This is a genomic window from Pseudomonas sp. PWP3-1b2 (genome assembly GCF_049896045.1).
Taxonomy (GTDB): Bacteria; Pseudomonadota; Gammaproteobacteria; order Pseudomonadales; family Pseudomonadaceae; genus Aquipseudomonas; species Aquipseudomonas antarctica_B.
The window spans coordinates 168,833-181,746 of sequence record NZ_JAFCTN010000006.1 but is presented as its reverse complement, the minus strand read 5'-3'; the positions used below and the strand labels follow the sequence as shown (position 1 = coordinate 181,746).

Sequence of the window (12,914 nt, the reverse complement as noted above, 5' to 3'; positions counted from 1 at the left end):
GTATCGCCGTCTCAAGGAGCACGAGATGAAGTGCACACGTACTCGCCACAAAGTGGCACTGACACTGCTCGCGTCCCTGCTTTGCCTTGGCACTGCTCACGCAGCCAATGAAGAGCTGGCCCAAGAGGTGAAGGAAAGCATGCAGGAGACCTGGGACAAGGACACGTCTCCCGGCGAAAACACGATCAAAGACCTGACCTTGATCAGCAGGGGCAAAAACAAATATCGCGGTTTGGTTGAGGTCGATGGCCCGGACGGTCACGAAACCTTGAGCGTGGATGTCATGGTCGACGAAGACAATTTGATCTGGGAAATCGCCGACTGACGTATACATCTCCACCCTTCCTTGCCTGGCCAGCGTTAGGTAGCCCAACGTACCGCTTACTCATTTGGGCATACGGAGTTTGCCTCGGCAAAAATCGGCATACAGAACCCTATGCTCGAAGCGGCTTGATACACAGCTGCACGCATTAACAAAAAGCCTCCTTATCTCGGAGGCTTTTTGTTAACTGAAATTTTAAACCGTGAAGGGCAACACCTCTCCAGGCCACCCGCCTACTGAAGCAAAAACACCATCAGCGGATTGTCATTCAGCCGGCCTTCAAAGTCTGGCGCCTGTTGCTCCAACGGCGTGCCTTTGAGCAACTCCACTTCCTTGCGCGCCACGATCACCCAGGATGGCCGAGGCAACATGGCCAATTGCTCAGGCTCTTTACCACTCACAAACAGCGGCTGCTCATCGTGATCCAGGTTCATCATGTAGCGCACCGCCCAGGTGTCGCGGCCCAGGTCGACAAACACCAACGGCCCCGGTTGCGCATCGCGCAGTGCCTCCACGTGGCTGACGAACGTGCGGGTATCGAATTGCAAGTCTTTGGCCGGATCAATCACTACCACCAGCAGCAGCCATTGCGCGGCCAGGGCGATTACGCTGAGCGATACAAGGCGCAACGCACGGCGCCAGGCGATCAATGCCGCCACTTGCAGAACCGCCATCACGCCAATCAGTAGCGGCAGCGACACGTCAGGCCAGTAGCCGTGTTTCTGCCAGGCATGCCGACACACAAACAGCACCACCACGCATAACGCCGGTAGCGCAGCGACAAGCCATTCATAGCAGCGGCGCACGCCCACCAGCCAGTTTTGCGCTTGCAGCAGCCCATAGGCGGCGACAGCGGCAAACATCGGCACCATCGGCAAAATATAATAAGCGCGCTTGAAGTGCGGCACTGAGAGCCCGAGCAAAATCATCAAGCCGCAGGCCGCGAGCCGAACCACCAGTTGCACATCGTCATTCACCCAGCGCTCGGACCAGCGATGGCGCAGCGCGATCAAGGTCAGCAGCGCCAAGGGCACCACCGGGAAATACCGGTACAAACTCAATTTGAAGTAGAAGTAGAACGGCTCGCCCGACTCGTCGAGCCGCCCGCCCACCTGCATCCTGAACACTTCATCGGCAAACGTGTCGCCACCGCTGAACCGCGCCAGCTTCATCAGCACCCACCAGCAGGCGGCGAGCAACACTAACCCGACGATGCCGTGAATCAGCACCTGCTTGACCCGCGCACCTGGCCGACCCAGCGCCCAGTACACGCACACCACGCCACACACCTCGATCAGCCCCAGCGGCCCGCGAATCGCGAACGCCAGCACAAACAGCGGGAACACGGCCAACTGCCTGGCGCGCGAGCCCAATTGCTCACCGCTGTGCAGCAGGTAAAAACTGCCTACGCACAACAGCGCGACCATCTGGTCCAGGCATACCGAACGCGACTTATCGAGCAACTGAGTGGTGAGCAGCGTCAGCAACACGGTCAGCAGCGCCCAGGGCCGACCGGACGGCGCCAGCAAGCGATAGATCAGCGCAATGACGCCTGCCGACGCCAGCGCCGTCGGCAGCACGTTCGCCAAGTGGTTCGGCGCACCAAACAATCGCGCAAATACGTAGCTGAAGAAGGTCGCGGTACCGGGATAGTCCGCGTACGGCTGACCGTAAGTCGTCGGAAAAAGGCTTGCACCGTGGCGAAACATTTCCTGCATGAACAGCGCCCAGCGGCCGTCAAACCCTTGGGGCACCTGATCCCAGATACCCAGGGTAAACAGCAGCAAAGCGATCAGGAAAATGCCCAGGGACTCCAGGCGAAAACGACTGCGATGGTCCATCAGTATTCCTTCGAGGTAGGGTACGCCGCCGCCATGGTGCCGACTCACCTCCTGAATAACGCCTGAACAAACCCGAAGATTTCCGGGTTTATCGACGGGCGCGCCACACCAGCGCCGGGATCAGCCGGATGTAGACCAGCTCGCCGACCAGCTCCACCAGGGTTTGCAATATCACCGCCGTCGCGGCCAGCCCGCGCACATCTTCAGGCAACGCCAATGCCAGGGGCAGCACCACCAGCGAATTGCGGGTCGACGCACTGAACGTGACTGCCCGCGCCGTCGCAGCAGGCAACGCGAACAGCCGCGCCGCCAGCACGCCCGTCAGCGGCGCCAGCAACAAAAAGCCCGCGTAGACCGGGATCACGGGCAGCAACAACCCGATATCTCGCACCACCGAGTTGATCTGCGAGCCGATCACCACAAACAACACCAGCGCCATTGCCGGTACCGGCAGCCAGGCCCAGGCGTTGCTCCAGGCGCAGGCGACCCTTGAGCGTCGTGCCAGCGACGCAGTCAGCACCGCCAGCACCATCGGCAGCACGATCAACAACAGGAACGCTTCGACAAACGGCCCCACCGCCACCACCCCTTCCGATGGCGCGCCCAACATGACGCTCAGGTACACCGGCAGCAGCACCAGTTGCAGCAGCAACAGAATGGGTGTGGCAGCGAGCATCAGCCGCGAATCGCCTTTGCCGATATGGGTGAACACCACCACATAGTCGATGCACGGCGTCAGCAATACCAACAACGCCCCCACCAGCAGCGCCGGGCGCTCCACCAGGCCGCGGGTCAATGCCCAGACCAGCAACGGCACCAAAATAAAATTGGCCAGCAGCAAGGCGTAAATAAAGCGCCTGTTGCCCAGGCCTTCGCGCAGGTCAAGAAAGGGTATTTGCAGGAACATTGCGTACATCAGCACGGCAATGGCAGGCGTGACCAATACGCCGAGGCCTTGGGCTGACAAGGGTGCGAGCACGCCGAACGTAACCGCCAGGAGGATGGCGACGAAGTAGATCGGGATCTGGTTGTGCTCGAGGGTGTCGCGGGTCATGGAAACGCTCTGCTGGGTCGTAAGGGTGCCAGCCTATGCAGCTACTGGCGCACGGTCGAGCGCTAAACTCGGGCAAGCAATGTGGCCGATTGCATTGGCATGGCTGCAACAAGGCGCGCTGGTGCACTACATACCGGGGCGCCGCGTGACGGATCGCAGCTGGATTCCCTTGGGATTTCCCCCAACCTGCGCTTCAATACCCCACCCAGATCCATACCCCAAGGACGTTGAGCCCATGGCCTCGCCGAACAAGCAGCAAAAACGTGCCCACCGGGCAAAGGCCAAGGCCAAGCAAAACCGCACCCAACGTGCCGTCGCGGCCAAGCCGGATGCATTCGCCGGTGATGACAGCCGCATTGACCTTGAGTCAGTGGATTTGACCGAGTTGTTTGTGGAAATGCGCACCGCCGGCGAGACCAGCCAGCAGGCATTGTGTGCGGCTTTCCTGGCGCACCCGCTGCTGGCGGTGGTGCTGGAGCAGGAAGGTGAGGAAGAAGCCACCGATTTTATCCTGACCGCGCTGATTGAATATCGGCAGTGGGCGACGGACAGCGATGATGAAGCAGCTGCGCTGGCGTGGATTGAGTCGCCGGAGTTTCAGGCGGATTACGTGGCAGCGTCGCAGGCGCTGGCCAACTCCCAGGACTGATACACAACCAAATGTGGGAGCCGGGCTTGCCCGCGATGGCGGTGTATCAGTCAAAGAATATGTCGACTGATACACCGCCATCGCGGGCAAGCCCGGCTCCCACATTGACTTACGTCATCAATTCAACACCGCAGCGCCTGTCTTCTGCGCTTTGCGACGACTCGACACATACAGCCCCGCCGCCACCACCAGCACACTCAAAATCCCGGTCGCGATGATCTCGACCCGGTGCGCTTCCTGGAACAGCATGATGGTCAACGTACCGACGATGAACACCATCACCGCGTAGGTCAGGCCTGGGAAAAGCCACATCTTGAACACAATCTTCTCGCCAGCAGCCGTGCGCTTCTGGCGCATGCGCAGTTGCGACACCGCGATTACCAGGTACACCAGCAAGGCGATGGCGCCGGAGCTGGCGAGCAGGAATTCGAACACCGCCGCCGGAGCCACGTAGTTGGCGAATACTGCCAGGAACGCTGCGCCTGTGGACAACAATACGGCCCAGTAAGGCGTGCCGCTTTTGTTGGTGCGCTTGGCCACCGCCGGTGCGTCACCGCGACGGCCCAGCGAAAACAGCATGCGCGACGCGGTGTACAGCGCCGAGTTCAGGCAACTGGTCACGGCAACCAACACCACCAGGTCGACGATCAGCTTGGCATTCGGGATGCCCATACGCTCCAGCACGGTTTGGTAGGAACCTACCGCTGCGAGGGTAGGATCGTTCCATGGCACCAGGGACACGACGATGAAGATCGACAGCAGGTAGAACAAGCCAATCCGCCAGATCACCGAGTTGGTGGCCTTGGTGATTTGCTGGCCAGGGTTCTTCGATTCAGCCGCCGCAATGGTGACGATCTCGGTGCCCATGAACGAGAACATGGTGGTCAGGATCGCCGCCATGACTGCGCCCATGCCATTTGGCATAAAGCCCTGGGTGTCGAACAAGTGCGACACGCCACTGACTTGGCTGGTCGGCAGGAAGCCGAAAATCGCGGCCAGGCCGAGGATCACAAACCCAACGATCGCGACCACTTTGATCAGCGCAAACCAGAACTCGAATTCACCGTAGTTCTTCACGCTGAACAGGTTGGTCGCGGTCAGCAGCAACGTAATGATCAGGGTAAATGCCCAAATCGCCACGCCGGGGAACCAGGCGTGGAGAATGGTCGCAGCGGCGTTGGCTTCCAACGGAATCACCAGCACCCAGAACCACCAATACAGCCAGCCGATGGTGAAACCGGCCCAGTGGCCAATTGCGCGGTCGGCGTAGGTGGAGAACGAACCTGTGTCCGGCGAGGCCACGGCCATTTCGGCGAGCATGCGCATCACCAACACCACCAACGTGCCCGCAGCGGCATACGCCAGCAGTACGGCCGGGCCAGCGGCAGCAATCGCGTGGCCGGAGCCGACGAACAAACCGGCACCGATAACGCCGGCAATCGACAGCATGGTGACGTGACGCGGTTTGAGCCCCTGTTCGAGGTCATTGGAGCTTTGCGTACTACTCATTGACACACCTTTACGAGGAATTGCGAAAACGGTCAGCCCGGGCTGCGATCTTTCTCGTGAAAAGAAACCAACGGGGCGTTCTTTATTTTTTACGCAAGATTTGCGCCAAAATGTTACAGCGCCGCGATTGACGCGGGCTGTAGGACAATTCAACAGCCGTCGCAAGTCATTGAGAACAATGGCATTCCGCTATAGCGTTACCGACTGACTCACTTTCAAGACGAATAAACGCACCACAAACACACACAAAAAGTACGTGACGCACCATTAAAGGGCTGATATGCGCCATTTGCCCGGTTAACCCTTCCAACACCCGGCCAAAGCTGGCACCATCGCGCCCTTTTTTACGCGAAGCCTGCGGTTTTCCGGGTTCAAACGGCTGTTCGGTTGTTCATGGCGCGACACACTGCTGCGCTGATGCGACACCCTGCCGCGCGCCCCGGTTAACCGTCTGCAGGGCTGTTGGCTGTCATCCAAACGCTATGCTAGGTTGGCGCCTCGCAGGGAAGGCCGCCCAACAGCGCCGAACGCAACGAACACAATGAGGACCGCACATGGCCGAGGCCGCGCCCGCGCTTGAAATTCGCAACTTGCATAAACGCTACGGTGAGCTGGAGGTACTTAAAGGTATCTCGCTGACCGCTCGCGACGGCGACGTGATCTCGATCCTGGGTTCCTCCGGTTCCGGCAAGTCCACCTTTTTGCGCTGTATCAACCTGCTGGAAAACCCGCATCAGGGCCAGATTCTGGTGGCCGGCGAAGAGCTCAAGCTCAAGGCCGCGAAAAACGGCGAGCTGATGGCTGCCGACGGCAAACAGATCAACCGCCTGCGCAGCGAAATCGGTTTTGTGTTTCAAAACTTTAACCTGTGGCCGCACATGAGCATCCTCGACAACATCATCGAGGCGCCGCGCCGTGTGCTCGGCCAGAGCAAGGCCGAAGCCATAGAAGTGGCCGAAGCCTTGCTGGCCAAGGTCGGCATCAGCGACAAGCGCCACGCCTACCCGGCGCAATTGTCCGGCGGCCAGCAACAACGGGCGGCCATCGCACGCACGCTGGCGATGCAGCCCAAAGTCATCCTGTTCGACGAGCCGACCTCGGCCCTTGACCCGGAAATGGTTCAGGAAGTACTTAGTGTGATCCGCGCGCTGGCCGAAGAGGGCCGCACCATGCTGCTGGTCACCCATGAAATGGGCTTCGCCCGTCAGGTCTCCAGTGAAGTGGTGTTCCTGCACCAGGGCCTGGTCGAAGAGCAAGGATCGCCACAGCAGGTGTTTGATAACCCGCTTTCGGCGCGCTGCAAACAATTCATGTCGAGCAACCGCTAACGGAGCAACATGCATGCAGACCTATAAAAAATTCCTTCTGGCTGCGGCCGTCTCAATGGCGTTCAGCGCCACGGCCATGGCAGAAACCCTGAAAATGGGGATCGAAGCGGCCTACCCGCCCTTCAACAATAAAGACGCCAGCGGCAACGTGGTCGGCTTCGACAAAGACATCGGCGACGCCCTGTGCGCCAAGATGAAAGTCGACAAGTGCGAAGTGGTCACCTCCGACTGGGACGGCATCATCCCGGCTCTGAACGCCAAGAAGTTCGACTTCCTGGTGTCCTCGTTGTCGATCACCGATGAGCGCAAGCAAGCCGTCGACTTCACCGACCCGTACTATTCCAACAAGCTGCAATTCATCGCGCCCAAAGCCACCGCCGACTTCAAACCCGACGCGGCCTACCTGAAGGGCAAGATCATCGGTGCACAACGCGCGACGCTGGCCGGCACCTACCTGGAAGACAAGCTGCCGGACACCACCGCCAAGCTCTATGACACCCAGGAAAATGCCTACCTCGACCTGACGTCCGGGCGCCTGGACGGCATCCTCGCCGACAAGTACGTGCAGTACGAATGGCTTAAGAGCAAAGACGGTTCGGCCTATGAATTCAAGGGCGACCCGGTTGTAGAAAGCGACAAGATCGGTATCGCCGTGCGCAAGGGCGACCCGCTGCGCGAGCGCCTGAACAAAGCCCTGGCAGAGATCAAGGCAGACGGCACCTACAAGAAGATCAACGACAAGTACTTCCCGTTCAGCATCGAATGATCTGAGCGACTTGCCCGACGCGCTCACCTGAGCGCGTCGGCTTTTAGCAATGCCTGCCGCGATATGAAAACACCATGAATTTCGATCTCTACGGATTCGGCCCGGCGCTTGCCGCTGGCGCGCTGATGACCGTCAAACTGGCGCTCACGGCCTTGTGCCTGGGGCTGGTGCTCGGCCTCGCCGGCGCCCTTGCCAAAACATCCCCATACAAGCCGTTGCAATGGCTTGGCGGCGCTTACTCGACCCTCGTTCGCGGCATTCCCGAGCTGCTGTGGGTGCTGTTGATTTACTTCGGCACGGTCAACTTGATGCGTGCCCTGGGGGAGTTTTTTGGTAACCCCGACTTTTCCTTGAGTGCCTTTGCCGCCGGGGTCATCGCCCTGGGCCTGTGCTTTGGCGCCTACGCCACGGAAGTGTTTCGTGGTGCGATCCTCGCCATTCCCAAGGGCCACCGCGAAGCCGGTGTGGCGTTGGGCCTGTCGAAGTTTCGGATTTTCACCCGGTTGATCATGCCGCAGATGTGGCGCATCGCCCTGCCGGGCCTGGGCAACCTGTTCATGATCCTGATGAAAGACACCGCGCTGGTGTCGGTGATCGGCCTGGAAGAAATCATGCGCCATGCGCAGATCGGCGTGACCGTGACCAAGCAACCGTTCACCTTCTTTATGGTCGCAGCCTTCATGTACCTGGGCCTTACCGTGCTGGCGATGATCAGCATGCATTTTCTGGAAAAACGCGCCGCCCGCGGCTTCGCAAGGAGCACCCAATGAGCGGTGACTACAGCTGGCTCTCGCATTTCGACCTGGGCCTGAACTGGGCGGTGATCATCAAGTGGCTGCCCCGGCTGGCGCAGGGTGCGACCCTGACGCTTGAGCTGGTGGCCATTGCCGTGATCGCCGGTTTGCTGCTGGCCATTCCGCTGGGCATCGCCCGCTCTTCGCGCCGCTGGTACGTGAGTGCCCTGCCCTACGCCTACATTTTCTTCTTCCGTGGCACGCCGCTGCTGGTGCAGCTGTTTCTGGTCTACTACGGCCTGGCGCAATTCGATGCGGTGCGCGCGAGCTTCATGTGGCCGTACCTGCGCGATCCGTTCTGGTGCGCCACCGCGACCATGACTCTGCACACCGCCGCCTATATCGCCGAGATCCTGCGCGGCGCGATCCAGGCCATTCCGCCGGGCGAAATCGAAGCGGCGCGAGCCTTGGGCATGTCCAAACCCAAAACGCTGTTCTACATCATCCTGCCGCGCGCCTCGCGCATCGGCCTGCCGGCGTACAGCAACGAAGTGATCCTGATGCTCAAGGCCAGCGCCCTGGCCAGCACGGTGACCTTGCTGGAATTGACCGGCATGGCGCGCACGATCATCGCGCGCACCTACTTGCCGGTGGAGATCTTCTTCGCCGCCGGGCTGTTCTACCTGTTGATGGCGTACATCCTGGTGCGTGGTTTCAAACTGTTGGAACGCTGGCTGCGCGTTGATGCTTGCCAAGGACGTTGAGGCCCGCTTCCAGGCGCTGGATGCGTTTCTAATTGAGCACCAGGGGCTGTGGAAACCACGGCCCTTTACCCATCTGCATCTACCCTGGGAAAGCGCGCACCCCACGCTTGCCCAGTGGTTGCGCCACCGCTCACTGGCTGATGCCGAAACCAGCCATAACAGGCCCCATGAACTGTTGGCGCCTGCGCCTTTTCCACAGCTGGCGGAGCAAGCGCTGCGTTTGAGCGCTGTGGATAAGTTACCTGGCCACAAATTGAAGCCTGCGCACCATCGCCTGAATGTCGATGTGCCTGGTCGCAAATGGCAACAGATCGAAGCCTTCGGCGCTGCCCTGCAGTGTGTGCAAACGCCCACGCACTGGCTGGACTGGTGCGCCGGCAAAGGCCATCTTGGCCGCCGCTTGTTGCAACCCGGCCAACAACTGACATGCCTGGAATACGACCCGGCACTGATTGCCTCGGGCCAAGCCTTGAGTGATCACCACGGGTTAGCCGTTACCCATCAGTTGCAAGACGTAATGGCGGACATGTTGATCGACCCCGGCCATACGCCCGTTGCCCTGCATGCCTGCGGCGACCTGCACGTGCGCCTGCTGCAACTCGCCAGCGCTGCCGGCTGCAAGCGACTGGCACTGGCGCCCTGCTGCTACAACCGTATCAATGCCGACAGCTATCAAGCCCTGTCCCAGGCTGGCCGCGCGTCGCACCTGCAGTTGTCGATCGAAGACCTGGGCCTGCCGCTGAGCGAAACCGTCACCGCCGGCACTCGCGTGCGCCTGCAACGGGACACTTCCATGGCCCGGCGTCTGGGTTTTGATCGGCTGCAACGACAGGTGCGCGGCTGCGACGACTACCTGCCCACACCGTCCCTGCCGGCGAGTTGGCTGGACAAACCCTTCGCCGACTACTGCCGGCAGCTGGCGAGCCTCAAGGGTCTATCCACGGGTGAGCAAGACTGGTCAGCGCTGGAGGCTTACGGCTGGCGCCGCCTGGCCGAAGTGCGCAACCTGGAGTTGGTTCGCGGCGTATTCCGGCGTCCGCTGGAAATGTGGCTGGTACTGGACCGAGCGCTTTTCTTGTCGGAACAAGGCTACAAGGTCGAGATAGGCAGCTTCTGCGAGCCTACGCTTACCCCACGCAACTTGATGCTGTTGGCCGAGCGCGATTAGGGGGCAAAATCTACTGCGCGCGCCCTGTGGATAAGTCTGTTGATGGATTCTTTACAGACGCCGTAGCCATAGGTGCCAGAGGCCAAAAGCCACGCTGGTCATTTTTTGTTCACAGAATAAAGTGCACACAAAACAGGCAGTTGCAGCGTGTTGAGAACGGCTCCACAAAATGGCCCTTTCGTGACAGCAGTCACCAACCGATTGTGCATAAGCGTCTGGCAATAACCGTATAAACCGCGCTTTAAGCCTGCCTTTTTGGCGCCTTCAACAACTGGCAAATTTGATTGAAATCATCACTGACCAGTCGCCTCGCGACGTTGTCCAGCGTGCCAAGGCACGCGGCATCGGCCTGCACAACCACCAGCACTACGTTGGCAACGCACTCTGTGACGGCAATGACGGAGTGTCGTTATTTTGATGTTGTTTTTTAGACAAGCGGTAAATGGTCAAATTAATGGCCGGCAGCTGCTCAGCTGAGGCGCGCCTTCAAGGCACGGCAAAGCGCATTGACATCCTGGCAGCCCACACTGTTGAGCGCAGGGTCGAGCGGATCCAGCCCATAGGCCAGCGCCTCACAAAACGCCGGGTCACGGCGGACCTCACCCAATACGGCATCGCCAAGGCGCAGCTTGAATACCTCAGCCATGTCCTGGCTGAAAGCGTGAGAGGCATCGACTTGATTGATCACATAGAAGCGCTGTGGAGCCGACTCACCTTCAAGGTAAGGCGCGAGCACCGCGTCCATATTGGCCAAGCGGCGGAACGACGCGGCGTCGGGCTTGACCACCACCAACACCACGTCGGCCACCGACATGGCCTGGTTCAGGTACACCGTATTCCCCGCCGGCACATCAATGACCACCGTGTCCTGGCCATTCAGCCCCAGCCCGGCCAAGCGCTTGCCGAGAAACTCGAGGTCCTGGCCCAACCAGCGAGTCAGGCTTTGTTGCTGCACCAGGTCCGTTTCACCAAAAGCCACCAGGCGGCACCCGGCAAAACCGCGCTCGGGCAACGCCTCCCAGGTTTGATTAAGCAAACTGGTCGCGCCGATGCCCGCAAGATCGCCCCCCAGGCACAGGTGATGACGCAACGCGTTTTGCGGGTCCAGATCCAACGCCAGCGCCGGATGCCCGTGACGCTGCAACCCACTGGCAAGCGCCGCCACCAACGTGCTGCGCCCCACACCGCCCGTCGCAGAAACCACCACCACGACCTTCGGCGCCAGCGGGTCCGAATACACCTCGCCACGCGGGCCTTCCACCAACTCAGCCGGGCGCAGAGCGCCCGCTGCGCCTTGATTCAACTGATCCAGCAAACGCTGCAAAGGCGCCGACGCCGATTCGGGCGTCACGGCCGGCTCGATAAACGAATTCGCACCCAGTGAGGTGTAAAGTTTTGAAATGTGATCTGCACGCCCCACTGACTGCTCCTCCCGTTCTATCCACAGGTAACTAAGGCGCGCATTGTGTGATATCAGAGTGATGGTGTCAGTATTTTGATGTTTGTAAGGAAATGCTTTCAGATGAGCGGCTTGACGTCATTTTTATGGCTCTATGCTGAGGTTTATGTATTTGCTTTTAAATCAAGCTGATACCGTATTTTTGTGCGATTTTTGATCGAAGTCTTCTAATTTTAGCTAGCTCACCCTTGCTCTCGTATCGACGCGTATTTATGTCCTCATCCCCTAAAAAATCACTCCCAGGCATTTAATGGCCTTACCCACCATTGACCTTAAAGCCCACACTCACTGAACCCCAACACTGCAAAACCCCCATCGCCGCCAGCTTCACCGCCGACCTGACCTACCTCGACGCCAAAGGCCAGCAGCACGTGTTGGAATACATGAAATTCACCGACGCCTGTGGAGACGGAAATTGACCCGTCGAGAGGCCCTGTGAAGCACCTTCGAGGCAGGGAAAAAGCAACGTTCGCAAAGAAACCTCTGCTTCTGCAAAAATAGTAGGAATTCAGGGGTTTACAGATGCTTGGCAATCGCTATAATCGTCGCCCTAACACGCCGGTATAGCTCAGTTGGTAGAGCAACTGACTTGTAATCAGTAGGTCCCGGGTTCGACTCCTGGTGCCGGCACCATACAAAACGAAGCCCTCACAGAAATGTGAGGGCTTTGTTGTTTCTGAAGTCTGAATTTTCATCACGTGGTGAATCTGATGTGCTGCCTCACAGTAGGCGCTTTCACCAGTGTCCCCGTCTTTATGCAAAATTATGGCTGGCCAATAATTATGGCCAATCCATAAAATAAATAATTTCACCAATGGTCCTCGACACCGACCAAGCTGACTCAAAACCAACCCATCTATTTTCCCGTTTGCTCCCCATCCTCCACCCAGCTACTCTCCCGACCGTCACTGCCACCGCAGCGGCCGGGCCTGAGAACCCGATTTGATGCAGGCGCTAAAGCGCCACGCATTCGTTTGAATCACGAACGTGGTAGCTCTCACTCGATATGGGAGTTTCACCAATGACCGCTACAAAACCGTCCGCACTAACCACCCTCGGCGTCACCCCGTTCTCCTTTCACTCCGACCAGCCCCTGTTCCGCGTCAACAGCGGTGTTTCCCTGCATGAAGCCCTGCGCCATGTTTGCGACTTGCTCCACGTCGCCAAGCTGCTCACAGAAGACGCGGCGATGACGAAGGAAACGGACCGTTATGCCTGGGCGTCGCATTATTTGCAGGAGATGAGCAAGGCGGTGATTGATGATGTGGTGAAGGTGTTGGAGTCACCCTGCACTAACGAGTAACAAGTGAAGTGCGCCAG

At 59.2% G+C, this 12,914-nt stretch carries 13 protein-coding genes and 1 tRNA gene; 10 read left to right on the top strand and 4 right to left on the bottom strand.

Annotated elements, in window-relative coordinates; all coding sequences use genetic code 11:
* Positions 1–25: 25 nt before the first annotated feature.
* Entirely contained in the window at positions 26–325 is a 300-nt protein-coding gene (locus ACP7A2_RS06445; RefSeq protein ID WP_348054868.1) for a hypothetical protein, read from the top strand.
* Between the two features lie 230 nt (positions 326–555).
* On the opposite strand, the gene ACP7A2_RS06440 is transcribed toward ACP7A2_RS06445, so the two are convergent.
* Positions 556–2,163: an ArnT family glycosyltransferase gene (locus tag ACP7A2_RS06440; protein WP_426133547.1), complete on the bottom strand. Its 1,608-nt coding sequence runs from the start codon at positions 2,161–2,163 to the stop codon at positions 556–558.
* 88 nt (positions 2,164–2,251) lie between these two features.
* Positions 2,252–3,217 (bottom strand): arsenic resistance protein, encoded by a 966-nt coding sequence (locus ACP7A2_RS06435; protein ID WP_426133546.1) that lies wholly within the window; start codon positions 3,215–3,217, stop codon positions 2,252–2,254.
* A gap of 235 nt (positions 3,218–3,452) precedes the next feature.
* On the opposite strand from ACP7A2_RS06435, the gene ACP7A2_RS06430 reads away from it, so the two are divergent.
* The gene (locus ACP7A2_RS06430; RefSeq protein WP_426133545.1) at positions 3,453–3,866 is read left to right on the top strand and encodes a hypothetical protein; all 414 of its coding nucleotides are present in this window, start codon (positions 3,453–3,455) and stop codon (positions 3,864–3,866) included.
* 117 nt (positions 3,867–3,983) lie between these two features.
* Here the strand turns inward: ACP7A2_RS06430 and gabP are convergent, their stop codons facing one another.
* Positions 3,984–5,375: a GABA permease gene (gene gabP, locus ACP7A2_RS06425; RefSeq protein WP_426133544.1), complete on the bottom strand. Its 1,392-nt coding sequence runs from the start codon at positions 5,373–5,375 to the stop codon at positions 3,984–3,986.
* Positions 5,376–5,929: 554 nt separating this feature from the next.
* On the opposite strand from gabP, the gene ACP7A2_RS06420 reads away from it, so the two are divergent.
* The 5 genes from ACP7A2_RS06420 to ACP7A2_RS06400 all read left to right on the top strand — a co-directional run bounded on the left by ACP7A2_RS06420 (position 5,930) and on the right by ACP7A2_RS06400 (position 10,135).
* Positions 5,930–6,703, top strand: a complete 774-nt coding sequence (locus tag ACP7A2_RS06420) for an ABC transporter ATP-binding protein (protein WP_058413126.1) — start codon at positions 5,930–5,932, stop codon at positions 6,701–6,703.
* Positions 6,704–6,716: 13 nt separating this feature from the next.
* Complete coding sequence (locus ACP7A2_RS06415; RefSeq protein ID WP_375066819.1) at positions 6,717–7,469, top strand: ABC transporter substrate-binding protein; 753 nt, start codon at positions 6,717–6,719, stop codon at positions 7,467–7,469.
* 74 nt (positions 7,470–7,543) lie between these two features.
* On the top strand, positions 7,544–8,239 hold the full coding sequence (locus tag ACP7A2_RS06410; RefSeq protein ID WP_426133543.1) for an ABC transporter permease: 696 nt from the start codon (positions 7,544–7,546) through the stop codon (positions 8,237–8,239).
* Positions 8,240–8,277: 38 nt separating this feature from the next.
* The gene (locus tag ACP7A2_RS06405; protein ID WP_348054919.1) at positions 8,278–8,967 is read left to right on the top strand and encodes an ABC transporter permease; all 690 of its coding nucleotides are present in this window, start codon (positions 8,278–8,280) and stop codon (positions 8,965–8,967) included.
* Positions 8,948–10,135 carry a methyltransferase gene (locus ACP7A2_RS06400; RefSeq protein WP_426133542.1) on the top strand — a complete coding sequence of 396 codons (1,188 nt, stop codon included), beginning with the start codon at positions 8,948–8,950 and terminating at the stop codon, positions 10,133–10,135. The genes ACP7A2_RS06405 and ACP7A2_RS06400 overlap by 20 nt, the downstream gene beginning before the upstream one ends.
* 469 nt (positions 10,136–10,604) lie before the next feature.
* On the opposite strand, the gene bcsQ is transcribed toward ACP7A2_RS06400, so the two are convergent.
* Positions 10,605–11,486 carry a cellulose biosynthesis protein BcsQ gene (gene bcsQ, locus ACP7A2_RS06395; protein ID WP_426133541.1) on the bottom strand — a complete coding sequence of 294 codons (882 nt, stop codon included), beginning with the start codon at positions 11,484–11,486 and terminating at the stop codon, positions 10,605–10,607.
* A gap of 374 nt (positions 11,487–11,860) precedes the next feature.
* Between bcsQ and ACP7A2_RS06390 the strand changes: the two genes are divergently transcribed.
* The 3 genes from ACP7A2_RS06390 to ACP7A2_RS06380 all read left to right on the top strand — a co-directional run bounded on the left by ACP7A2_RS06390 (position 11,861) and on the right by ACP7A2_RS06380 (position 12,897).
* A complete protein-coding gene (locus tag ACP7A2_RS06390; protein ID WP_426133540.1) occupies positions 11,861–12,013 on the top strand; it encodes a hypothetical protein in 153 nt (50 codons plus the stop codon).
* 138 nt (positions 12,014–12,151) lie between these two features.
* A tRNA-Thr gene (locus tag ACP7A2_RS06385) sits at positions 12,152–12,227 on the top strand.
* 388 nt (positions 12,228–12,615) lie between these two features.
* Positions 12,616–12,897, top strand: coding sequence for a DUF3077 domain-containing protein (locus ACP7A2_RS06380; RefSeq protein ID WP_426133539.1), 282 nt, complete (start codon positions 12,616–12,618; stop codon positions 12,895–12,897).
* Positions 12,898–12,914: the final 17 nt, after the last annotated feature.